This window comes from Pseudomonas sp. FSL R10-2189 (assembly GCF_009600325.1).
Classification (GTDB): Bacteria; Pseudomonadota; Gammaproteobacteria; order Pseudomonadales; family Pseudomonadaceae; genus Aquipseudomonas; species Aquipseudomonas helleri.
Map to the genome: position 1 here is coordinate 36,921 of NZ_WIVZ01000014.1, position 23,014 is coordinate 59,934.

Consider the following 23,014-nt stretch of genomic DNA (forward strand, 5'->3'; position numbering starts at 1 on the left):
TGTGGTGGTGGAGCCAGATGGCGAAGCAGACAGCTGAGGTTGCTAGCCACATTTTTATAGCAATGCCCCACGCCACCAAAAATATTCCTCTCACTGCCTCCCAGCTTTCATCAGTTCCGTAACCTAAAGTTAATGCTATAAAGCCACCTAATAATGGAAATCCAATTGCGACCAAGCAGGCACAGCTAAAAGGCCCTCCTAAATTGACTTGATATGAAAAAACATTGGGCTCACCGCCACCAAAGTCCAAGTAAATATCGTTGTAATCACTGATATAGGGACAGCAAGGTTCTGCCTCTGTGGGCAGCGGCAAAGGAGCCAAGTAGGTTTTTCGCCCGGTAAGACAAAGCTCTATGTCGCCCGCTTTTTTTTGGGGTTCTTCAACTGATTGTTGAGGTGATGTCGATATGGAGGAGGTCATTGCAAAGGCTCCAATGCCATGACTTCAACTCCCAACAAAGGCATTTCTACGCTCGAATCGAAATGCTGCTTCGCCGAGAGAAAGCGTCCACCTTCAATAGGATTGAAACGAATACGGTAATTACGCCGAACCAATTGCCCTTCGTCATTCAAAGACTGCAGCTCAAGCTCAATCAATAACTCCTCAGAAATATTGCCGATACTGCGTTCAGGATTGCGTGGATAAGTCAGCTTGATCAATAAGAATGCTGGCCCGATCTGTTCTTTTTCGGGCTTGCTCACCATTCGATACAACCCTGCCTGCACCTGCTCAGTTACAACCTCGCGCTGCTCAACGCGAGCGCCTCGATCCCCCCGAAGAAACGTTGTGATTCGCTGTGCGCCGATCTTAAGGCCATGACTGGCCCTTCCATCCAACTTGTCTTGATAGTCGGCCAGGGTCATACCCGGCAGGATCACGAAAATCTCACCCGGCTTGGCGCCGCCCAACATGCTTTGCCAAAACGATTCATCGTCTGAACGTTTGACTTCTACAAAGGGCGCCTGCTGCTGCAACGTCAAGTAATGCTGAAACTCTTGAAGGCTGAAATCTATCCGTTTATCAATATCCAGCCCCCACGGGGTACTTTGTAGCCACTGATCATGGCCACTGGTGTTGTAGCGGTTGTAAAGCCAAGTGCCCGCCAGCTCCAGTATCGTGAAAAATCCACCGGCCCAACTGGAACGAAAAAAGACGCTGCCAAGACGAGCGCCAGCAACCTTCCACGCCGTCTTACGAGCCTCACCTTTGGCAGCCATCAGTACTTGATAACCGGCTTTTGCGGTATGACCAAAACCATAAGCATTAGTGGCGGCCAAACCTCCCGATGCGACCATTGCGATCAAGGCACCATTTTGGGCTCCGCGATTGCCAGTAAGTACGGCTTGAGACCATTGTTTTTGATAACCGTTGAAACTTACTAAAGCCGCAGCAAAACCCAAAGCATAAGTTACAAAGCCCAATCCAATATGTAACTTACCCATGGTGACCTGCAGTCGGCTAAGAGAGTTTCTTGCGAGAACTTCCCCGAGTTTTTTAGCCTGAGCACTTAAGGCGGTATCAAATATGCCTTGCGCAGCTGCAAAACCAGCCGCACCCGTTGCAAGTGCAGCACTCACAAAAGGCACCCAAACCCTCTTATCACTCGAAACAGCCATTGTTTCTTTTAACACCTGCACCAAATTCACCGCCTGCGCCACAAACAGCAACAACGCCGCGCCATCCCCCAGCACGTTCATGACCGGCGCGCGCTGGACACCTTTACGAAAGTTATCCATCAGCCCGGCCACTTGCCGTTTGCCTTCATTCGGGAAGATGACTGTCAGCCCTGCTTTGCCCTGTGTCGAACCGAAAATCCGCGCATGTTCATCCGGCAATTCCGGGATGGGACTAAGGCTGGCTGCCAGTCGTCTTTGCTCCAGGTCCAGCCGCTGGCTGTCGTATTGAATTCTCTCCAGCAGTTCCCGGGAGGTCTGCGATTTATGCCCGTATTGACGATTGGATTGGGCTCGCTTCTTTTTAAGCAGGGCTATTTCCTGGCGCAGTTTGAAGGTCTCACCCAACGTTTCGCGTAACGCGGCTTGTTCTTGCGGTGTCGCGAAATGGAACGTCACGCCTTCGGTTTTGGCCGCCTGCACTATCCGCGATTTCAGGGCGACGGGCAGTTTGCGCAACAGTTCTTCAACGTCGGGCATGGCGTTGTTTTTGAAGAACTCGTCAAAGTTGACCAGCACGTTTTCCAGCCCGCGATTAAGCGCCGGGGTCAGGGTGTTGAGGGCGGCATTGGCCACTGAACGGGTACTGTCAGGGAGGTCGTCCAGCGCCGGTAAGCGGTTCTGTTCAATGCTGCGCAGGCGGACCAGGAGTTCAGGGCTGTTGTTGAACAGGACCATGCCCGCCGCCAGCAAAAACGCGTAGTGCACCCACAACGAGGTTTGGTCGCTGTAGGGCAAGGTGTAGTACAGCGGGCGGCTGAATTGCGGGTTGCGCTGGCTGTACGCCAGCAGTTGCTCGCAGGCGTCGTCGCTGCGGCAAATGTCTTTGAGGCAGGCATATTCAGTGGCAAACGCGTGCCCGGCGTGGCCGATGTCCATCGGGTCGAAGTACCAGCCCGCTTTATGAAATGCACCCGAGCACGTCAGTTTGACCCGGTCGGCAGTAATGGCATCGAGCAGGTGATTCCAGCGCGTCAGCCCGGCTCGATGGGCGAGTAATTCTCGGTCCATTGCTTCGCGGTCGATCAGTTCATTGACGCCGCGCTGGCCAAATTTTGCGCCGTACAGCAGGTCATCAACTTGATTGAATCGGTGCTTGCCCAGAGCTACCAGGGTTTCGAAATGTGTGTCGACAAAAGCCACCGGGGCGACCTGAAAATGTTCGCGGGTGTAGAAACGACGGTCGACGTCTTCTGCTGCGCTTCGAGCATTTGAGCCCATGGCAGTGCCTTTTAAGCGGTCCTCATTGGCCAGCATCTGCGCCCGTTGACGCAACACCTCCAGCTCCGCCGGCACCGGGCTGCCCGCTGGCGGCGTCATCAAGCCACCTCTTTCGAGGTACTCAATAATCGCGGCATCGGTCACCCCGTGTTGCGGCTCAGCCATGCACAGCAAATCATCCAGCAGCGCTTTGTGCGCCGGGTCCGTGCTTTCACCGATCAGCGTTTTGACATCCAGCGCATTGAGCTGGCTGAGGGATTCGATGTAGCACGCCAGTACGTAATCGCGTTCGTTATGGCCCTGTTTCGCCCCACCATTGCTCCAGTCATCGATCCAGCCAACCACATGGTCTTGATAGTTGGCCAAGTCGCGCATGACGCCCAAGGTGTCTTCCAGCACCAGATACAGCGTGTCGTGCCGGTACTGTGGATGAATGCAGCCGGTGAGGCGGTTCATGGAGGTTTGAGCGAAACGCGCGGGGGTTTCCCACAGGTAGGGCAAACGCTCATGTTCGGGTAACTCGGCATCCAGCCGTTGCTGGGTGCTGCTGGTGTGCCCGGCCAGCGTGGTGGCAGGGTTCTGTTGCTCTGCCTCGATCCGCTCGGTCGCGACTTCGGCCAGCCAATGCTCGGTCATGTCCGGGGTCAGCAGGTGTTGCCCGCCGGTGTCGCACGTGGCCTTGCTCAAGTCGACCGCTTGCATGAAGTGATTACGCTCGGACGTTGAGTTCAGCACCTGCTGGCACTTTTTCGCGGTCCACGGGACTTCGGAATACGTGACGTACAAGGTGCTGGTTGTGGGGTAAATCAGCCTAGGTTCGTGGATCGGCTCTTCACGGTCGTCGTCTAATACCTCGCGACCTTGCCACAGCATGGCGCTGACCAGCCCGTCTTCAATACGGTACTCGGACAAGGTGCCGCTGCTGCCCTCAATCACGTATAACCAGCCATCACGTAACAGCCGAATACCCAGCGGCCGGGCGTCGAGGCTGTAGGGCATGGCAACCTCGCTCGCGGGGTCGAGTGCCGGGTTGTCGACGATGGCGTAGCGCAGCGGGATCAACTGCACGGTGGTTTTCATCAGCGGGCAGGTGCCCATACTGTTTCGCGCATCGTCGCGGGAGAGGTTGACGTTATTGGGGTTTTTGGGCCAGAACGGCTTTGACATCTTGGAGCCTCCAGCGAACGCAACGCTCGCCTACTAGATCCACACGAGATATCAAGCACCGTGCCAGAAACAAAACACCCCATATAAAACAAACGTTTGGCGCCGACCACTGGCCAAAACCAACACCGCAACTGGCACAAACAGGTTAAAAGTGCGCAAAAAGCTGCACAGTACTGCGCAAGAAGTTGCGCAGCTCGCTACAACCCTTTATTCACGGGGCTTACAGCACGTTAACCCATGTAAAAATAGCATTTAACTGCGCAAGTTTTTGCGCACTCGTAAAGCGCAGGTGTGTATTCAGAGTTAATCTCGATACAAATTAATGGCAAGGAGCCATTTACATGGACGCGCCGCCCACCTTGCATACCCAGCGCTTGATCCTGCAGCCCTTGAGTCTGGCGGATGCTGATGCCATCCAGCAACGCTTCCCGCATTGGGAAGTGGTGCGCTACCTGAACGATGTCGTGCCGTGGCCGTACCCGGATGACGGCGCCCTCAGTTACCTGCGTGACGTCGCTCTGCCAGCCATGGCCCGCGGCGAAGAATGGCACTGGACACTACGTTTGCGCACCCGGCCAGAAGAGGTCATTGGCAGTATCAGCTTGATGGATCACGTCGATAACCACCGGGGGTTCTGGTTGTCACCGCCCTGGCAAGGTCAAGGGCTGATGAGCGAAGCCTGCACTGTGGTGGACGCTTACTGGTTTGAGACGCTGGGCCGCGAAGTGATGCGCGTGCCCAAGGCCGCTCCCAACGCGGGATCTCGGCGTATCTCGGAGCGTGGCGCAATGCGTCTGGTGAGCAGTCAGGAAGGCAGCTTTGTCGGTGGCAAATTTGCGTGCGACTTATGGGAAATTACTCGTGAACAATGGCTCGCACACAGAGCCAGGCGCTAAAACAAAGCCCGATCCGCACAGGCAGGATCGGGCTGCAAACACTCAGTGAGTGCCTGGACTGAAATCGGCAAAAATCAGTCTTTCTTCTCGGACTTCACATTACCCTTCGAGTCGAAAATGATTTCGTACTCAAGACCATCAGCCGCTTTAATACCTTCTGCTTTCCAGAGGTCATTGGCCGGGTCTTGCGCTTCAATTTTCTTGATCACGCTGTAACCGTTTTTGTCCTTGAGCACTTCAATGACCTCTTTGGAGAACGCCCAGTTCGGATTCGTATTCTGCTGCGCCATCGCAACGCTGGAGCCCAGCAAAACAGCAGTGGTGAGCACAGCAGCAAAAGTTTTCTTCAACATGTTCTTAACTCCATTAATTGATGTTGCGTCTGGTACCAAGATGCCGAAGTAACCGTAGCAGAGAAAAAACCCGGCATCGCAATAAATGACATCCTTTTGACATGGCTCATGTTCTCGTTAGCACAAGCGCAGGGTTAGAATGCACCTCACCAAGGAGCGCACATGAGCGAAACACGCCTCACAGAAGCTGAATACGATGCCATCACCGAGGCTGCGGCTCAGTGGTGTATGCGCTTGAACGAGCCTGACTGTACTGACCAGGAACGCGCCGCTTTTTCTGTGTGGTTAAACGCTGATCCGCTGCACGCCTTTGAATATGAAGCAATGCTCGACATCTGGGACACCAGCGAGCATTTGCCACGGCCACAACCCGCTGTCGCACAGGTCGTGCCCCTGCCCCGCAAGGCTCAGCGCCGCCTTTGGCAGCGTGTGGCCATAGCGGCCGCCATTGCTCTTGTCGCGTTGCCTGTGGCGGCCTACAGCGGCTGGCAACTCGGGGTGATTCCCAGCGCGTATAAACGCCTTGAGGCAGGCAACAGCGTGGTCAACGCGACATTGCCCGATGGCAGCCAGGTCGAACTCAACCTGGGCAGCCAACTGACCTACCTCAACTACAAAGATCAGCGCCAGGTCACTCTGAACAAGGGCGAGGCGTTTTTCAAAGTGAGCCACGATGTGACGCACCCGTTTGTCGTTCAGGCGGCTGACGGGCGTATCCGGGTTACCGGCACCCAGTTCAATGTGTGGATGTACGAAGATCAGGTGCGGGTCACGCTGCTGGAAGGGTCAGTTCTGGTCACCAGCAACAAGAACCTGAGTGGCGACGGCTTGCGCCTGGAACCCGGCATGCAGGCCAGCTACAGAGGGGGCGACTACGCGCCGCAAATCAGCCAGACCTATGCCAATGCCCCCGACCTGGCCTGGCGTAATGGCAAGCTGATTCTCGACAACCTGACCCTGGCCGACGCCTTGCCCATGATCAACCGCTACCTGAGCACGCCGCTGTCACTGGCCGACACCGCCACTGGCCAGCTGCGGATTGGCGGGGTCTTCAACACCAAAGAGATCCCGAACCTGGTGGCGTCCTTGCCCAAGGTGTTGCCGGTGTATGTGCGCGTCGATCAAAACGGCCAGCCGGTGATCAACGCCCTGCCTCGCGGCTAGAGCGCTGCAAATTACAAATGGCCCCGAAGCGTGGTCAGCTCATACTGTGGATCGGCCTTGATCTGCGCCTCGGTGAAGGGCAATCGCGGCCACTGCTTGTTTGAGAACGCCTCAGTCTGATCCCGCGAATGCTTTGAAGCCGGGTCGCTGGCGATCGAAAAAGCCAGCAAGCCCTGCGCCTGTGGACCGTGCTCGTCGAAGGTCACGGTCTGCAAGTAGCTGGTGCCACTGACCACCTCACGTATGCCACCCTCGACCGGAACACTTTGCATGGCGTTGTACACCCCCAGCGTGGCCGGGCCGCCGTGGATCGGAGTTCGCTGACCTGCACTGTTGACCCCCTGGATGTCACCCCAGGTCATCTCCGGCGCTAACCCCTGCTCCGCCACGGTTGCTGCTGACGCCTGCAACGCGTGCTGCACGGCTTCGACCACGGCCGGTTGCTCCAGGTCCAGACCACGCGGGGTGTGCTGCGGGTCTGCCGGGTTGAAGGGCACCCGCCACACCTCCGGGACATCAAGCAGTTGAGCCATGATGTTCTGAAAGTGCACCAGCCCCATCCCGCTGTTCAGATTCGCCTGTTGATCCCACGCCTTGAGGCTGGCACACACAGGGCCTTGCCGGGCTTCACACACGGTCAGCAGGTCGGGCATGACTTGCCCCGCCAGGTACACCCGGTCGTCCATCACCATGCCTTGCAAATCTGCGACGCTGACACGCCCCGGCTGACTCAAGCGTTGCAGGGCAAAACGCGCACGCGGCCCCAGCGGTTGGCCGTCCTGGCTGATAAGCGGTGAAAACCCGCTCAGCGGCGCGTTGGGGTTGGCCATCCAGGCCGAGTCGTTGGAGTGCTGCACATAATCGTTACGGCGCAATTGCGGCAACTGGCTGGCCGGGTAAATACCTGGCTGCGCCGCGCTCGGGTCAATCGTCCAGTCGCAGGCACTGCGGCTGCCATCGAGCAAAATCATTTCAAGGCCCGCACGCGGGTCACTGCACGCCGCCAGCTTGGCCTTGTCCACATAGGGCACCACCGACACGTTCATGTACAACGCCTGCCCTTGATCATCTACCGCCAAGGTGTTGACCCACGGAATCCCTTGCAGGGTGTTTACCGATGTCTGCAGGGCATCGAGGTTGCGCGCCTGATTCATCGCGTACCACTGCTGCAAGACCCGGTCATTGTTCAGGTTGGCATCACGCAGGCTGAATGCCACGTGATTATCCCAATCGAGCTTGCCCGGCCATTGCACCACCGGCCCGAATACCGAGCTGTAGAAGGTGCGCGACACCGGCACCAGGCTGCCATCGGCCTGCTTGACGTTGACCGTCAGGGTTTGTTTCTCCAGCGCTCGCGACTGGCCGTCGAGCAGGTAGCGCGTCGGGTCTTTAGGGTCGAGTTCAAGTCGATACAAGGTGAAGTGCCTGGACGTATCCACCGTATGGGTCCAAGCCACGTTCGCATTGAAGCCGATGTTGATCATCGGCAAGCCCGGGAGAGCCGCGCCCATCACATCCAGCTTGCCGGGGATGGTCAATTGCATCTGGTAAAAGCGCATGCCGCCCACCCACGGGAAATGCGGGTTGGCGAGCAATATTGCATGGCCGGTTTGCGAGCGTTCGCTGCCAATGGCAACCGCATTGCTGCCGCGATCCAGGGCAAAACGCTGCATCCGCTCGCTCGCCACGGCAAAGCGCTCAGCCTCTAGGTTTTTAGTTGTAGCGTGCGAGGCTGTGAGCGGTGGCGCAGCAGCCACCAACGCTTCCCCGAACTGGCCGACACCACCTTCGACCAACAAGCGACGGGTCAACTTGACCACATCAGCCGTGGTGATCGGCCGCACCGAGGGGTTATCACATTGCTCAGGCAGGTTTTTGCGTTCACCGAGCTGACGGTTGTAACCGGCCACATAGCCTTCGATCAGGTCACGCACTTCAGGCGTTTGCGCTTGCCAGAAAGCAGCCACGGCCTGTGGGGTATTGAGCCAGGTAAAAAACAGGTCGCTGGAGAGGTTATCGCGCTCTTCGAGGGTCATCTGCTCAGGGCCAAAGTACCTCGAACGCTCGCCGTTGACGGTGACCACTTCATTGGCCAGCAGGCACAAGTTGTCCTGGGCGTAGGCATAGCCGATGCCATAACCCAACCCGCGCTCATCGGCCGCGCGAATATGCGGCACCCCAAACGTGGTACGACGAATCTCGGCACTCACCTCGCTGGCGGGTGTCTGAGCCCATGCGGACACACTCAGGCTCAGGCATAACGCAGCACAACACGACTTGCTCAGCGGCTTGGAAATACTCACGCGGACTCCTGCTCGATCAGTACAAAAGGCCCGGCTGCGTCATCGATTGAAAACCGCGGGCCGGGAACAGCCTGTACAAGAAACGAAGCAGGTTAAAAAAAATTAATAATCGCCTAAAACCCCCGGCCACACGGGACCGAATCGCGATTGAGAATAATTCACGACAAAATTTCTACATTTTGATGTTCATGATTTACGCCGCTCATTCGTCTAGTTAAGTAAGAGCGCTTTTTTATTTTCCTGATCAGGCTCTGAAAGGAGTTTTTGCATGCAGAACCCGCAATTGCCAACGGATGGCAACCAACAGCGTCGCAATACCGCTTTTCAGCCTGACCCAGGCCTGCTGGAAGCGCTTGCGCCTTTGCAAGGTAATGAACGGATCCGCCAGCTACTCAAATGCTTCGGGCTACGAACCAGTCTGGTGCGGCTCAAGGTCATCGATGCCTTGCTGACGGCCGCCGGGAACGACCGCAGGCTGGGGGTGCGAGGCATGCACAGCCATTTGCTGGCGCTGGATATCCCGCTGTCGTTTCTGAGTGTGCGTGAAGTGCTCAAGCGCTTGTGCAGCGAAGGCGTGGTGGTCCTCAACAGCGACAAGAGCTACAGCCTGCATCCACAGGCTGAAGCCGTGCTGATGGGTAAAATCGAGGCTTAAAGCTTGGTCTTGCGGCGCATCACACCGTTGATCACCACCACAACCACAGCCACGCCAATGGCGATGTACTGGAAGGTTTTTTCGGTGATCACGCCGGTGTTTTGCAGATACGACAGACCAAACATGATGCCCAGCACCACCAGAGCGATCAAAATCGAGTACACCAATCGTTGCTTAGGAGTCATTACCTGTTCCTGAAAAATAATGTGAATTGCCGGAGATGAATTGAAACAAACAGGGTCTCATCTTACAGCCGGGGAAGCTTTTTAGCTGCCACCGGCTCAACCCTGAGGATTTACAGATGTTACGTCGTGTCATTCGGCTGGTTCCGCTGTTGCTCATCCTGGCCATGAGCGGGTGCGTATTTTTCCCTGAGCATGGATGGCATCACGATCACCGCTATTACGGTGGTGGCCCTGGGTATTACCAACGTTAAGCCTGTACGCCTCGCGATCTTTTAAACGATCAAAAGATCGCGAGGCAAGCTCGCTCCTACAGCCGTTTACCGTTTAAAACCGCTGTCGGGCCGGCTGCACAGGTCTACCAGCCAGTCGACAAACACCCGCACCCGCGGTGACAGTTGCCGATGCGGCGGATACAACGCCGTCAACGCCAGACGCGGCGGCAAGCAATCACTTAGTACCTCCTGCAAGCTCCCTTCCCGCACCTGTTGCGCCACGTGATAGCGCGGCGTTTGCACCAATCCATAACCGGCCACGCACGCAGCCAGGTAGCCCTCGGCACTGTTGACCGAGACTTGCTTGGGCAGGTTGATCAAACGGACGTCATCGCCAAGCTGAAACTCCAGCCCATAGCGCTTGCCCGAGGCGCTGGAAAAATACTCAATCATGCGATGCCCGTTCAAGTCGTCCAGCGATTGCGGCACGCCATGGGCTCGCAAATAATCCGGGCTGGCGCAGGTCATCTGGTCCATCTGCACCAAAGGTCGCGCCACCAGTGAATCGTCGACAGTCAGGCCGCCGCGGATCACGCAATCCACGCCTTCGCGAATCAGGTCGACGGGCCGATCATTAAGACCGATTTCCAAATCAATCTGCGGGTAACGCCCGGTAAATTCCGGCAGCGCCGGGAACACCACCAGGCGCCCGACGGCTGCTGGCATCTCAACCCGCAAGGTGCCCTTGGGCTGGCTGCCCCGGAACAATCCCTCGGACTCTTCAAGGTCCGCCAACAACCGCACACACCGCTGATAATACGCAGCGCCATCGAGGGTGGGGCTCACTTGCCGAGTGGTGCGATGCAACAGCTGCACCCCCACATGCGCTTCCAGTTGCTTGATCAATACCGTTACCGATGCCCGGGGCATTTGCAGGCTATCTGCGGCCTTGGCAAAACCACCCAGCTCGACGATACGGGTGAACACCAGCATCGCGTTAAATCGGTCCATGCCTCACCCCTATTATTTAGAAAATACGAACAGTGATAGCGTTTCTACCCGGTTTATCCGCTGCGTGTCGAGGTAAACAATAGCGCCACCCCCACTCAGGAGCACCTCACATGCACACTCGCCAACTCGGTAACAACGGCCCGCACGTCAGCGCGATCGGTTTAGGTTGCATGGGCATGACTGACTTCTACACCACCGGTAGCGATACCCGTGAAGCCGTGGCCACCTTGCACCGCGCGCTGGAGTTGGGCATCAACCTGCTCGACACCGCCGACATGTACGGCCCGCACACCAACGAAGAACTCATAGGCCAGGCGATCCGTGGCAAACGCGACCAGGTATTTCTCGCCACTAAATTCGGCATTGTGCGCGATCCAGCCAACCCGTCGGCCCGTGGTATCAGCGGGCATCCCGACTACATTAAGGCATCTGTAGAAGGCAGCCTGAAACGTCTTGGGGTCGACACCCTCGACCTGTACTACCAACACCGCATGGACCCGAGCGTGCCGATTGAAGAGACCGTGGGTGCGATGGCGGATCTGGTCAAGGCAGGCAAGGTTCGTTATCTGGGCCTGAGCGAAGCCTCGGCGGCCACCCTTGAGCGTGCACACAAAGTGCACCCCATCAGCGCACTGCAAAGTGAGTACTCGCTGTGGAGCCGTGACCAGGAAGAAAACGGCTGCCTGGCCACCTGTGAGCGCCTGGGCATTGCCTTCGTGCCTTACAGCCCGCTGGGGCGAGGCTTTTTGACCGGTGCCCTGAAAAGCCCGGATGACTTCGCCGCAGACGACTTCCGACGCACCAATCCGCGCTTTCAAGGTGATAACTTCGGCAAAAACCTGCGGCTGGTGGAGCAAGTACAAGCGCTGGCCGCCGACAAAGGTGTCACCGCCGGGCAATTGGCCTTGGCTTGGGTATTGGCACAGGGCGACTACCTGATCCCGATTCCGGGCACCAAGCAACGCAAATATCTGGAAGAAAACGTTGCCGCGCTGGACGTCAAGCTGAGTTCAAGCAAATGGGCCGCCCTGGCCGCCATCTTCCCGGCGGGCGCGGTGTCGGGTTTGCGTTATGGCGAAGAGTCGATGAAGCATTTGAATCGCTGAAACAGCACGGCGTAAACCGCGTAGTCGCTGACGAGGCACGAAGGCTGCGATACGGGCCGCAGGACCGCCGTCCAGGGTCGCTTCGCAACCCATCGCAGCCTTCGTACCTCGTCAGCGACTACCTGGAATTATTTTTGCTCTAGAAATCCCGTTTGTAGAAAACATCCAGCGAACTGGCCAGGCCGCTGGCCACTTCGACGTACACCCGCTTGCTTAGTTTGTAACGCAAAGCAATGGTGCTGGCCGGCTCAAACACGCCATAACCGTAACGCACGCTCAGGCGCTCGTTGATCTTGCCACTGGCCACCAAAGCGGTGTTGTCGCCGCTGCCTTCGGTATCCAGTTCGAAATCCTTGAGCCCAAGGTGGTTGGCCAAACTGGTGGTCACCCCCGAGCTGCCCATCAAACCCAACCCCAACGCCGCTTGCGCGAGCATGTTGTCGTCTTCCCCGGTTCCGGTCAGTGGACGCCCCAGAATCAGGTAAGACAACGCCTGCTCCTGGCTCATGGCCGGCTCGGAGAAGATCTGCGTGGTCGGCTGCTCTGCGCTGCCGGTAAGGCGAATCCCGGCAATCACGTCATCAGTCTGGCGCACCGCTTCGATGTCCAGGTAAGGCTGAGAAATCGGCCCGGCAAACAATAGGCGAGCCCGGCGGATGGTCAGTTTCTGGCCATAGGCCCGGTAGCGGCCATTGATCAGGCGCAGTTCGCCGCGGGTGTCCAGGTTGTTGCCGATATGAAACTGCCCCGCCAGATCGGCGTTCAGCCCAAAACCGGAGAACGTCAGCAACTCCTGGCCCACCACCACGTTGATGTCCATGTCGACCACCATCGGTGGCGACGCGGACTCATCGCCGGTGTCTTGCCCGACGATCACCGTGTCATCCGACACCTTGACCGTTGAAGGCGGCAACTCGCGCACGGTGATTTCACCTTTGGGGATATTCACCGTGCCCGCGATCAACAAGGTGTTGTCCGGCTTGAGGGAGATTCTCAGGTCCGGGGCAACGTCCAGTTTGGCGTAGGGTTCAACGGTGACCGGCAAGTGGTTGCCCTTGAGCAAGACATTAACGGCCATCGTCTGGCCCCAGGCGACATTCCCGGTAATCGTGCCCTGCCCTTGCTTGCCGCTGGTCCAACCACCGTCCAACTGCATGGCTTCACCCATGATGTGGGCCTTGAGCTGCAGGTTTTCGAAGCTGGTCGGCAGCTCGGGGCCGGAGATCTCGCCGCCCGTCAGCGACACATCGCCGGTGATGTACGGCGCGACCAGCGCCCCCGAAATCGACCCGGAACCGTTCAACTGGCCGGTGAGTTTTTCAACCATCGGGGCGAACGGCCGCACCACCGAGACGTCCAGGCCGGTCAGGCGGAAATCGCCGGTGATCGGCTTGTTTTTAGGCAGCGGGTTGATCCGCGCCGACAACATCACCTGCCCGAGTTTTCCGCCATCAAAGTCGAACTTTGCATCAACCCGGTTCGGGTTGAGGTTGCTGGTCAACTTGAACGCCTGATACGGGAAATCAACCCACTGGCCTTTATCCTTGATACGCAAGGTGCCGCCGCTGGCATCCACCACCACCTGGCCTTTAGGCCCGCTGGCGGGTAAATCGAGGATCAGGTCGGCATTCAACTGGCCTTGCCACTGGAAGTCTTTGGGGAACCATTCGGCGAGGCTATCGAGCGGGAACTGCTTGAGGTGCATGCGCAGCTTGGGATCGGGCATCAAACGCTGTTCTTCACCGCACAAGCTGGCTGGGCCAGAGGTCAGGCACAGCGCACCGAGATTGATCCGGCCATCAGCCAAACGCTCAAGCCGCGCCGGGTTTTGCAGGGTCCATTGCTGCGGGCCATATTTGATGTCACCGCTGAGCAGGCGCCCACGCCAGTTGTCTTTGTCGAGGCCGCCGTCCAGTGCCAGAGCGAGTTGCAACATCGGCCCCTGCAAGGCCAATTGCAGTTGCTGGCGCTTGATGTCACCGCTGCCCGTGGCCGTCAACACACCAAACGGCGTATCACCGGCCTGGATCCCGCTGCCTTTAAGGTCGAAGCGACCGCGCTGGGATTTATCCAGGCTGGCATCCAGCGTGAGGCTTTGCAGATGGTTATCGGCAAATGCCACTTGCTGGCCTTGCAAGGTGACCTTGCCTTGCGGCGCCTTAAGCGTACCCGCCACGTCTACCCGGCCCTTAATCTGGCCACGCAATTCTGGCCACAGTTGGGCCAGACGCGGCAGGTTCAAATCAAGTTGCGCCTTGATTTGCTGCTGCAAGCTGGCGGTGCCATTAATGCGGTTATCACCCAGGCGAATGTCCAGAGCGCTGACTGTCCAGGCGTCGCCCTCACCCGTGGCTTTGGCCTGAAGCATCGCAGGCTGGCCACGCAGGCGCCCTTTGAGGTCGAGGTTGGCGTCCAGTTTAAGCTGCTCGTTTTTGAACTCGCCGGTGCTGCGCAGCGGGCCCGCCAGGGTGCCCGGCAGTTCAGCCACCCAATACGCCGGGTTGATCGCGCTCAAGTCCAGCGCCGTATCCCACGCTACGCCATCGGCAAACTGCACATTGACGTGGCCCCGGGCTTTGCCCTGCCCCGCCACCAGCTCCAATTGCGGCATGAAGATTTTTTCGAGGTCGCCACTGAACGGGCTGCTGACGCTGAAGGCACCCGCAGGCCCGGTCAGGTCGGCCTTGAGGTTGCCCAGGTACTTGCCGTCGGTATAAGAAACTTCGCCATTGAGCGTGCGCAAATCCACGTCTGGCTTGGCAATGACCGGGTACAGGTTGTGCCAGGGGAAGTCCAGCCAGTCGACCTTGGCCTCGGCACTCAAACCTGAATGCCAATCCACCTGACCCGACAGTTTCAAATGTTGCTTGTCGTTGGCGGTCAGGTCGAGGGTGCTGACTTGTGCGCCCTTGGCGTCAACCCGGCCCTTGAGCAAGAGACTCACCGGGGCTTGCTCGGCAGGCAAACTGGCGCTGCCTTCAAGTTCATAACCGCCTGTGAGGTCGCCTTTGGCCGACAATGCCAACTGATTCAGCTGCAAGGTGTCTGGCAGTTCGCTGCTGGGTTTGAACTGGGCAGAGGTGATGGTGACGTGCGCGGGCAGATTCTCGGCCAGCGGCTCCAGGGCGCCGCTCAAGTGAGCGTCCAGGTAGCCTGTACTGTCAGCGACCAGATTGATCGAGCTGCGCACATGGCCGTCAACCTTCAGCGCCAGCGCCCAAGGCTTGTTGTCTTGCTGCGGCAGATTGGCCGTACCCTGCAAGGTCACCGGCCAGTCACCCACAGGTTGCAACAGGCCCGACAGCTCGACGTTCAGGTCTTCACGCTCGATGCGCGCCGAGTCGATCTGCAGCCCTTGGGCTGTCCACTTGGCGGCAATCTGTACGCCTTTAAGTTGCTCAACACCGTCAAACACGATGCTGCCCACTTTCACCACCCCGACTTCGATCGCCACGGGCAACTTCAAATCAGGCAACTCAATCGGCCCGCTGCTGTCTTTTTCACTCGGGGCAAATTGCAGGTTGACCTTGTCGGCCTGCAACTGATCGATGCACAAGGTCATGCGCATCAGGCACGAAGGCGACCAGGCGAAAATCGGCCGACTCACTTCGACACGATCAGCCCCTTGCTCCCACACCAATTGATCGGCGCTCCATTGCGCGCCCAAGCGGCCAGCAAAGTTGTCAATGTGCAAGCCGGGTACTTGCGCCAGCGCCCAGCGGCTACCCGCTTGCGTGCCCAAAATGGCAGCGACGCTGACAACCACCAGCAGCACTAACGCCAACAGCACCAAACCCGCTATTTTCAAACCACGAATCACAGTTCTGGCCCCATCGAGAAGTGCAAACGAACGCCGCCATCGTCATCCAGCGCATGGGCCAGGTCGAGACGGATGGGGCCTACAGGCGAGATCCAGCGGATGCCCACCCCGACCCCGGTTTTCAAGCTGGGGAAGTCGAGGGTCTTGAAGGCATTTCCTTTGTCGACAAACGCCGCCCAGCGCCATTTTTCGGCAAATTGATACTGGTACTCGACACTCCCGGCCAGCAGGTAGCGCCCACCGATACGGTCACCGTCGGAGTTCTTGGGTGACAGGCTCTGGTAGTCATAACCGCGCACGCTCTGGTCACCACCGGCAAAAAAGCGCAATGACGGCGGGATGGATTTGTAACCATTGGTGGCGCTGCCGCCAAACTCGATACGGCCCAGAAAACGGTGCTTGTCCCACAACGTTTTCAGCGCCTTGAACTGGATATCGCCGTGCAGCAGGTTGGTGTCTGACATCAACCCTTGCTTGGCCACTTGGGTGCTCAGGTTGACGCTGTAACCGTGGCTGGGGTCAATCCGGTTATCGCTGCGCAATACCGCGTAGGACAGGCCCGGCATCAACAAGGTGCTCAGGCCCGAGCCATCACCCAGGCGATATTCTTCGTGCTGCCATCTCAGCGAAACAATGCGCGTCCAGCCGTTATCCAGTTTGCTGTGCCACTCAGGGCCGACCGTGAGCAATTTACTCAAGGTGTCGGTGTTGGCAATTTCTTCGTACTGATAACCGGCGGCAAAACGCAGTTTGTCAGTCAATGGCGGATCGAGCGGGATGTCGTACCAGGCCCCGATATTTTGCTTGGGCTGGGAGATTTCAGACTCAAACCCGTAACTGTCGCCCCGAGGGTTGTCCCAGTGGCGGGTCCAGCTGGCTTTGCCGCGCGGACCGGTGTCGGTTGAGTAGCCAAGGCCCAGGGTCATGGTGCGTGGCTTGCGGGTATCCAGGTCTACATCCACCGGGATCACTTGCCCCACCGCCGTACTCGGCGCGGCATCAACGCGCACGGTTTCAAAGTAACCGCTCGATTGCAGATTCTGGTTTAACTCGGCAACCAGCTCGGAGTCATAAGGCGTATTGGGCTTGAAGGGCACCAGACGGTCGAGCAAGGTCTGGTCAAACGGTGCGTCACCGGCAAAAGTGACTTTGCCCAGCAGGTAACGCGGGCCGCTTTCGTAAACCAGATTGATATCGGCATACCCGCCTTTAGGGTCCACCAACAGTTCGTGCTTGAGGAACTTGCCGTTAAAAAAGCCATAGCGCAGCGCACGGTTCTGGATCATGCGCTTGGCGTCTTCGTAGTTGCCCTGATTGAGCACGGCGCCAGGTTTGAGGTCATCACTGACCGGGATTTCAAAGGCTTTGAGCGAGGCCGCAGGGCCTTCTACGCGCACAGTCACGTTACGCAGGTGCACGGGCTCGCCGGGGTCAATGTGCAACACCAGGCGCGGCGGGTCGCCCTCGGGCACATCGGCTTCGATCTTGGGTTGGTAATAGCCCAAGGCCTGTAACGCTTTAAGGGCCTGCTCCTCGGCGCCACGTTTGAAACGCAACAAGGCAGCCTCGTCGCGATCGCCGAGGCTGCCTATATAGCCTTCCACGTTGGCCTTGAGGGCATCGTTTGCCGGTTTGACCTTCACCACCAATTCGCTCTGGGCATACGCCGCAAAGCTGCTGATCAGCAGGACAACACCACTGGTAAATCTTCCTGGAAACTTCATAGGAGCGGATGCTATCACGGGCTGAGGGGGTCATAGAGCGCGCCAATGGGCAAAAAGTTGCCCTTAAGCCGTTGCTGCTTGTAACACCTGAGGGTTGGCGTGAAAGAAAACGTGCTCAACGATGGGCCCCAAGGGAACCTGACCAATTTCGACATAACCATGACGCTTGTAAAACTCCTGATAGCGCGGGTTACTGCTGTCGAGGACGACACCTTCTGAATGTTCGTCCACGGCGCACCAGTTATGTACCGCTTCAAGCAACTGTTCGCCATAGGACAATTCTTGAAAATCAGGATGAATCGCCAACAACGGCAACATATGCACGGCATCACCCGGCACGCAGGCCAAAACAGCCTGATGGTATTCAAGGTAGCGCCGCGTGCCGCGCAAGCCCGCCGTCAGCACCATACGCAGTTGCCACGCCCAACTCTCAGTAATGCCCAGACGCCGTTGCGGCGGAGCAATCAGGGCAACACCGATCAGACGGTCATCCACCAGCAACCCCAACGCGGGCAATTGCTGGAAAAAATGTTGTTTGACCAGCGCCCGAACCGTGGCCCGCACCCGTTGCGCGTAGCCCTTGCGATGGGCCTCAAACACATAACGGAAGGTCGGGTCATGCATATACGCCTCATACAGCAAGGCGCGGGTTTCTTTGGAGTAACCGCTGTCGAGCTGGCGGATCTGGCAAGTGGCATTCAACGTTTGCGTCATGACGGTCAATCTCCCTGGCGTCGCTTGGGTTGCGGCACTTCTCGAGAGTACGAGCTCGCAAGGGCCGCAACAGTTCCATCTGCTTGAATGCTTCCTACGTTAGCAGTCCATTTGCCCCACTGCACGCTGGCCGCTAACATCGCAGTTTTCCTCAGGACTGCCCGCCCATGAAAATCGTTTCTTTCAACATCAATGGCCTGCGCGCTCGGCCGCATCAGCTGGCAGCGCTGATCGAAAAACACCAGCCGGACGTGATTGGCCTCCAAGAAACCAAAGTCAGCGACGAGCAATTCCCCTTCGCCGATATCGAAGCGCTGGGCTACCACGTGCACTTTCACGGGCAAAAGGGCCATTACGGCGTTGCGCTGTTGTCACGCCAGCCCGCGCTGGAACTGCACAAGGGCTTTGCCAGCGACGAAGAAGACGCGCAACGACGCTTTATCTGGGGCACCTACGCTGACGACAATGGCCAGCCGGTGACTATCATGAACGGCTATTTCCCACAGGGCGAAAGCCGCGACCACCCGACAAAATTCCCGGCCAAGCAGCGTTTCTACAGCGACCTGCAACAGTTGCTGGAAGGCCAGTTCAGCAACGAACAGCCGCTGGTGGTAATGGGTGACGTCAACATCTCCCCGCAAGACTGCGACATCGGCATTGGCCCGGACAACGCCAAGCGCTGGCTGAAAACCGGCAAGTGCAGCTTTCTGCCGGAAGAGCGCGAGTGGTTTGAACGCCTCAAAAACTGGGGTCTTGTGGACAGCTTCCGTTACCTGCACCCCGAGGTGGCGGATCGCTTCAGTTGGTTCGACTACCGCAGCCGCGGGTTTGAAGACGAGCCTAAACGTGGCCTGCGCATTGACGTGATTCTGGCCTCTCAGGCGCTGGTGCCACGCATCAAGGCCGCCGGCGTCGATTACGACCTGCGCGCCATGGAAAAACCGTCTGACCATGCACCGATCTGGCTCGAACTGAACTGATCTAAAAATTGTAGGAGCGAGCTTGCCTCGCGATCTTTTAAAGGTTCAAAAGATCGCGAGGCAAGCTCGCTCCTACAAGAAGGTGGGCGTAACTGTATTGAAACGTTTCTGACTTAAATTGCTGGCAACTCTATGGCTCCAGGAAGGTGCCCGCTGATGTTGCGCTTAAAGTCACTGATCCTGCTGTGTGTAATCACCCCTCTGGCCTTTGCCCGGCCTGCGGCGGATTTGCACATTCAGGGTTCTAACACCATAGGGGCCAATCTCGGCCCGGCATTGGTGACGGCCATGTTGATAGAGCAAGGTTTTCACGATGTTCACAGCATCCCGGTTATCCCCCCTAACGAATACAGCATCGTCGCCACCAAAACCTTGGGCCAGCAGGTGCGTGTCGATGTGTCGGCACACGGCTCCGGCACCGGTTTTAGTGCGCTCAAGGCCGGGCAAGCCGACATGGTGGCCTCGTCTCGGCCGATCAAAGACCGCGAGCTGGTCGAACTGGAAGCCCTCGGCGATCTGAAAAGCCCCGAAGCCGAGCAAGTCATCGCCATCGATGGCCTGGCAATTATTGTGCACCCGCATAACCCGCTGAAAAAACTCAACACCGAGCAACTGGCCAAAGTGTTCAACGGCGACATCACCACGTGGGAAGCGCTGGGCGGCGTGGGCGGTTCGATTAATTTGTATGCCCGGGATGACCAGTCCGGCACCTGGGATACCTTTAAAGAGTTGGTCCTGAGCCGCGCCGGTCGGCCGCTGAGCAGCACGGCCCAGCGTTTCGAGTCCAGCGAAGCGCTGTCCGATGCAGTGAGCAAAGACCCCCACGCCATTGGTTTTATCGGCCTGCCCTACGTGCGCGAAGCGAAATCCCTGGCCATTGTGGATGGCGCGTCGCAGCCCATGCTGCCGCTCAACAGCCTGATCGCCAGTGAAGATTACCCCCTGTCGCGCCGTCTGTTTTTTTACCTGCCGCCCACCAGCCAAAACTCGCTGGCCAAGGCGCTGGTGGCGTTTACCCAGAGCGCCCAAGGCCAGGCCATCGTCGCGCAAAACGGTTTTATTGCCCAAACCGTGCAGGCCAGCCACGTGCAGCCCGGTGCGCACATGCCCGAGGAATACCTGGAACTGACCCGTGAGGCCCAGCGCCTGTCGGTCAATTTTCGCTTTGAAGAAGGCAGCGCCACCCTCGACAACAAGGCGCGTCAGGATCTGCTGCGCGTCGTCGACTATTTAAAAACCCACGACAAACTCAACAAACAGGTGACGCTGGTGGGGTTTGGTGATGCCAAGGATGACCCGGAACGCGCACAACTGTTGTCAAAGCTCAGGGCAATGACGGTGCGCCGCGAACTGGTCAAAAGTGGCGTGGTGCTGCGTGAGATTCGCGGCTGCGGTGCGCAAATGCCGGTGGCGGCCAACACCGAAGATGAAGGCCGCCTGAAGAATCGCCGGGTTGAAGTGTGGGTGTATTAACCCGGCGATTGTGCGTACTTGTCCAACTCGAATTTGCCAACCGCCGCCCGGTGCACTTCATCCGGGCCGTCCGCCAAACGTAAGGTACGCTGCATGGCGTACATATAAGCCAGCGGAAAATCCTGCGAGACCCCTGCCCCGCCATGAATCTGAATCGCCCGGTCGATCACCTTCAACGCAACGTTGGGGGCAACTACCTTGATTTGCGCGATCTCGCTTTTCGCGACCTTGTTACCCACGGTGTCCATCATGTACGCCGCTTTCAAGGTGAGCAGGCGCGCCATGTCGATTTCCATTCGCGAGTCAGCGATTTTGTCGACGTTACCGCCCAGACGCGCCAGCGGTTTACCAAACGCCGTGCGTTGCAGCGAGCGCTGACACATCAGTTCCAGCGCACGCTCGGCCATGCCGATTGAGCGCATGCAGTGGTGGATGCGGCCCGGACCAAGGCGGCCCTGAGCAATTTCAAAACCCCGGCCTTCGCCCAGCAGGACGTTTTCGTACGGTACACGCACATTCTCGAACAGCACCTCGGCGTGACCGTGGGGCGCATCGTCGTAACCGAATACCGGCAACGGGCGAACAATTTTCACGCCGGGGGTATCGACCGGGACCAGGATCATCGAGTGCTGTTGATGGCGGGCATTCTCAGGGTTGCTGAGGCCCATGAAGATCATGATTTTGCAGCGCGGATCGCAGGCCCCGGACGTCCACCATTTACGGCCATTGATCACCCATTCATCGCCGTCACGCACGGCACGGGCATCCATGTTGGTGGCATCGGACGAGGCCACATCAGGCTCGGTCATGGCGAACGCAGAGCGAATCTCGCCACGCAATAGCGGCTCCAGCCACTGCTGTTTTTGCTGTGCATTGGCGTAACGTACCAGCACCTCCATGTTGCCGGTGTCCGGTGCAGAGCAGTTGAACGGCTCCGAGCCGAGCATCGACCGGCCCATGATCTCGGCCAAGGGCGCGTATTCCAGATTGGTCAGCCCGGCGCCGAGTTCCGACTCCGGCAAAAACAGGTTCCACAGACCTTCTGCCTGGGCCTTGCGCTTGAGCTCTTCCATGATTGCCGTCGGCTGCCAGCGATCACCTTGCGCCACCTGCTGATCGAAAATCGCCTCGGCCGGATAGACATAAGCCTCCATAAACGCCGTGACGCGTTCGCGCAGCGCCTGAACTTTCGGTGAGTATGCGAAATCCATGGGTGGCTACCTTTTACCGTGAATGTGTATAGACGTTGCCGTGATGCTAGATCAGCCCTCCTCCATTTGCGCTGTCTATTAACGACGTGTATTACCATTCATAAGCAATATATGATTCACCCCATCGCCTCATCACCAACAACAAGAGCCCAGTGCCATGAACCTGAGCAAGGTCGACCTCAATCTGTTCATCGTCTTCGACGCCATTTACACCGAAGCCAACCTGACCCGTGCCGGACAAATCATTGGCATCACCCAGCCAGCGGTGTCCAACGCGCTGGCCCGGCTGCGTGAAACCTTTAACGACCCGCTGTTTGTGCGCACGGCGCAAGGCATGGTGCCCACGCCCATGGCGCAGAACATCATCAGCCCGGTGCGCAGCGCATTGGCCCTGCTGCGGGTGTCGGTTCAAGAAAGCCGAACGTTTAACCCTCTGCAGGCCAACAAGACGTTCCGTATCAGCATGACCGACCTGACAGAAGCGGTGATTTTGCCGCCGCTGTTTCAGCGCTTACGCCGACATGCCCCGGCCGTCGTGATCGAAAGCTTTTTAGCCCACCGCCGCGAGACCACCAGCGACCTGGCAGCAGGACGACTGGATTTCGCCGTCGATGCGCCGCTCAATACCGACGCTCAGGTGCGCCATATCAAGTTGATGGAAGATCGCTACGTGTGCGCCATGCGCCAAGGCCACCCGTTGGCGGGCAAGGCCAGTATCAGCCTCGACGAGTACCTGGCGCTCACCCATATCCATATCTCGACGCGCCGCAACGGCCTCGGCCAGGTGGACCTGGCACTGGGCAAAATCGGCCTGCAACGCAAAATCACCTTACGCTCCCAGCACTACTTGATGGCCTCCAATGTCTTGCAGCAAACCGACATGGTCATGACCGTGCCCGAGCGTTTTGCCCGTCGCCATGGCCTGCATTTTGTGCCGCTGCCCATCAGCGAATTGCCGAGCGTGGAAACACATTTATACTGGCACGAAAGCACCGAGCAAGACCCCGCCAACCGCTGGATGCGTGAGCAGTTGATCGAGGTGTGCCAGCAGCAATTGGCACTGGAAAAGAAAGCCGAGGCGCAGCGCTTGCTTGACGTAAACGTCAACCAACCTTTAGCTTAACGGCATGATCCTTCCAGAGCCC

17 protein-coding genes are annotated in these 23,014 nt (G+C 58.0%); 8 read left to right on the top strand and 9 right to left on the bottom strand.

Features of this window, described 5'->3' with window-relative positions; all coding sequences use genetic code 11:
- Positions 1-417 precede the first annotated feature (417 nt).
- Positions 418-4,062, bottom strand: a complete 3,645-nt coding sequence (locus GHO32_RS12225) for a toxin VasX (RefSeq protein ID WP_256665540.1) — start codon at positions 4,060-4,062, stop codon at positions 418-420.
- 341 nt (positions 4,063-4,403) lie between these two features.
- On the opposite strand from GHO32_RS12225, the gene GHO32_RS12230 reads away from it, so the two are divergent.
- Positions 4,404-4,958, top strand: a complete 555-nt coding sequence (locus GHO32_RS12230; protein ID WP_123750111.1) for a GNAT family N-acetyltransferase — start codon at positions 4,404-4,406, stop codon at positions 4,956-4,958.
- A gap of 74 nt (positions 4,959-5,032) precedes the next feature.
- Here the strand turns inward: GHO32_RS12230 and GHO32_RS12235 are convergent, their stop codons facing one another.
- Positions 5,033-5,311: a PepSY domain-containing protein gene (locus GHO32_RS12235; RefSeq protein WP_153333629.1), complete on the bottom strand. Its 279-nt coding sequence runs from the start codon at positions 5,309-5,311 to the stop codon at positions 5,033-5,035.
- A gap of 162 nt (positions 5,312-5,473) precedes the next feature.
- Here GHO32_RS12235 and GHO32_RS12240 point away from each other — a divergent pair, with 162 nt between their 5' ends.
- On the top strand, positions 5,474-6,475 hold the full coding sequence (locus GHO32_RS12240) for a FecR family protein (protein WP_153333627.1): 1,002 nt from the start codon (positions 5,474-5,476) through the stop codon (positions 6,473-6,475).
- Positions 6,476-6,486: 11 nt separating this feature from the next.
- Here GHO32_RS12240 and GHO32_RS12245 read toward each other — a convergent pair whose 3' ends face one another.
- The gene (locus GHO32_RS12245) at positions 6,487-8,778 is read right to left on the bottom strand and encodes an acylase (RefSeq protein ID WP_368668455.1); all 2,292 of its coding nucleotides are present in this window, start codon (positions 8,776-8,778) and stop codon (positions 6,487-6,489) included.
- A 268-nt stretch (positions 8,779-9,046) separates the two neighbouring features.
- On the opposite strand from GHO32_RS12245, the gene GHO32_RS12250 reads away from it, so the two are divergent.
- Entirely contained in the window at positions 9,047-9,433 is a 387-nt protein-coding gene (locus tag GHO32_RS12250; protein ID WP_153333625.1) for a fe2+ zn2+ uptake regulation protein, read from the top strand.
- Here the strand turns inward: GHO32_RS12250 and GHO32_RS12255 are convergent.
- On the bottom strand, positions 9,430-9,618 hold the full coding sequence (locus tag GHO32_RS12255) for a hypothetical protein (RefSeq protein ID WP_048373123.1): 189 nt from the start codon (positions 9,616-9,618) through the stop codon (positions 9,430-9,432). The two genes, GHO32_RS12250 and GHO32_RS12255, sit on opposite strands and share 4 nt — an antisense overlap.
- A gap of 116 nt (positions 9,619-9,734) precedes the next feature.
- On the opposite strand from GHO32_RS12255, the gene GHO32_RS26860 reads away from it, so the two are divergent.
- Positions 9,735-9,869 (top strand): hypothetical protein, encoded by a 135-nt coding sequence (locus GHO32_RS26860; RefSeq protein ID WP_256665539.1) that lies wholly within the window; start codon positions 9,735-9,737, stop codon positions 9,867-9,869.
- Positions 9,870-9,935: 66 nt separating this feature from the next.
- Here GHO32_RS26860 and GHO32_RS12260 read toward each other — a convergent pair whose 3' ends face one another.
- Positions 9,936-10,841, bottom strand: a complete 906-nt coding sequence (locus GHO32_RS12260; protein WP_123750108.1) for a LysR family transcriptional regulator — start codon at positions 10,839-10,841, stop codon at positions 9,936-9,938.
- Positions 10,842-10,951: 110 nt separating this feature from the next.
- On the opposite strand from GHO32_RS12260, the gene GHO32_RS12265 reads away from it, so the two are divergent.
- Positions 10,952-11,947, top strand: a complete 996-nt coding sequence (locus GHO32_RS12265; protein WP_153333623.1) for an aldo/keto reductase — start codon at positions 10,952-10,954, stop codon at positions 11,945-11,947.
- Positions 11,948-12,086: 139 nt separating this feature from the next.
- Here the strand turns inward: GHO32_RS12265 and GHO32_RS12270 are convergent, their stop codons facing one another.
- The 3 genes from GHO32_RS12270 to GHO32_RS12280 form a co-directional block, all read right to left on the bottom strand.
- Positions 12,087-15,767, bottom strand: coding sequence for a translocation/assembly module TamB domain-containing protein (locus GHO32_RS12270; RefSeq protein ID WP_368668454.1), 3,681 nt, complete (start codon positions 15,765-15,767; stop codon positions 12,087-12,089).
- Positions 15,764-17,491 (bottom strand): autotransporter assembly complex family protein, encoded by a 1,728-nt coding sequence (locus GHO32_RS12275; protein WP_153333621.1) that lies wholly within the window; start codon positions 17,489-17,491, stop codon positions 15,764-15,766. Before GHO32_RS12275 ends, GHO32_RS12270 begins: the two co-directional genes overlap by 4 nt.
- Before the next feature lie 63 nt (positions 17,492-17,554).
- Positions 17,555-18,205, bottom strand: a complete 651-nt coding sequence (locus tag GHO32_RS12280; protein WP_048387349.1) for an N-acetyltransferase — start codon at positions 18,203-18,205, stop codon at positions 17,555-17,557.
- A 167-nt stretch (positions 18,206-18,372) separates the two neighbouring features.
- On the opposite strand from GHO32_RS12280, the gene xthA reads away from it, so the two are divergent.
- The gene (gene xthA / locus GHO32_RS12285; protein ID WP_153333619.1) at positions 18,373-19,185 is read left to right on the top strand and encodes an exodeoxyribonuclease III; all 813 of its coding nucleotides are present in this window, start codon (positions 18,373-18,375) and stop codon (positions 19,183-19,185) included.
- A 156-nt stretch (positions 19,186-19,341) separates the two neighbouring features.
- Positions 19,342-20,658 carry a substrate-binding domain-containing protein gene (locus tag GHO32_RS12290; protein ID WP_153333617.1) on the top strand — a complete coding sequence of 439 codons (1,317 nt, stop codon included), beginning with the start codon at positions 19,342-19,344 and terminating at the stop codon, positions 20,656-20,658.
- Here GHO32_RS12290 and GHO32_RS12295 read toward each other — a convergent pair.
- Positions 20,655-21,869, bottom strand: a complete 1,215-nt coding sequence (locus GHO32_RS12295) for an acyl-CoA dehydrogenase (RefSeq protein ID WP_153333615.1) — start codon at positions 21,867-21,869, stop codon at positions 20,655-20,657. The two genes, GHO32_RS12290 and GHO32_RS12295, sit on opposite strands and share 4 nt — an antisense overlap.
- A gap of 157 nt (positions 21,870-22,026) precedes the next feature.
- On the opposite strand from GHO32_RS12295, the gene GHO32_RS12300 reads away from it, so the two are divergent.
- Positions 22,027-22,992 carry a LysR family transcriptional regulator gene (locus tag GHO32_RS12300; RefSeq protein WP_048387343.1) on the top strand — a complete coding sequence of 322 codons (966 nt, stop codon included), beginning with the start codon at positions 22,027-22,029 and terminating at the stop codon, positions 22,990-22,992.
- The last annotated feature ends 22 nt before the right edge of the window (positions 22,993-23,014 follow it).

Coding starts and splice junctions, on each gene's coding strand:
- GHO32_RS12225 (WP_256665540.1), bottom strand. CDS start 4,062: ATGTCAAAGCCGTTCTGGCCCAAAAACCCCAATAACGTCAACCTCTCC.
- GHO32_RS12230 (WP_123750111.1), top strand. CDS start 4,404: ATGGACGCGCCGCCCACCTTGCATACCCAGCGCTTGATCCTGCAGCCC.
- GHO32_RS12235 (WP_153333629.1), bottom strand. CDS start 5,311: ATGTTGAAGAAAACTTTTGCTGCTGTGCTCACCACTGCTGTTTTGCTG.
- GHO32_RS12240 (WP_153333627.1), top strand. CDS start 5,474: ATGAGCGAAACACGCCTCACAGAAGCTGAATACGATGCCATCACCGAG.
- GHO32_RS12250 (WP_153333625.1), top strand. CDS start 9,047: ATGCAGAACCCGCAATTGCCAACGGATGGCAACCAACAGCGTCGCAAT.
- GHO32_RS12255 (WP_048373123.1), bottom strand. CDS start 9,618: ATGACTCCTAAGCAACGATTGGTGTACTCGATTTTGATCGCTCTGGTG.
- GHO32_RS26860 (WP_256665539.1), top strand. CDS start 9,735: ATGTTACGTCGTGTCATTCGGCTGGTTCCGCTGTTGCTCATCCTGGCC.
- GHO32_RS12260 (WP_123750108.1), bottom strand. CDS start 10,841: ATGGACCGATTTAACGCGATGCTGGTGTTCACCCGTATCGTCGAGCTG.
- GHO32_RS12265 (WP_153333623.1), top strand. CDS start 10,952: ATGCACACTCGCCAACTCGGTAACAACGGCCCGCACGTCAGCGCGATC.
- GHO32_RS12275 (WP_153333621.1), bottom strand. CDS start 17,491: ATGAAGTTTCCAGGAAGATTTACCAGTGGTGTTGTCCTGCTGATCAGC.
- GHO32_RS12280 (WP_048387349.1), bottom strand. CDS start 18,205: ATGACGCAAACGTTGAATGCCACTTGCCAGATCCGCCAGCTCGACAGC.
- xthA (WP_153333619.1), top strand. CDS start 18,373: ATGAAAATCGTTTCTTTCAACATCAATGGCCTGCGCGCTCGGCCGCAT.
- GHO32_RS12290 (WP_153333617.1), top strand. CDS start 19,342: ATGTTGCGCTTAAAGTCACTGATCCTGCTGTGTGTAATCACCCCTCTG.
- GHO32_RS12295 (WP_153333615.1), bottom strand. CDS start 21,869: ATGGATTTCGCATACTCACCGAAAGTTCAGGCGCTGCGCGAACGCGTC.
- GHO32_RS12300 (WP_048387343.1), top strand. CDS start 22,027: ATGAACCTGAGCAAGGTCGACCTCAATCTGTTCATCGTCTTCGACGCC.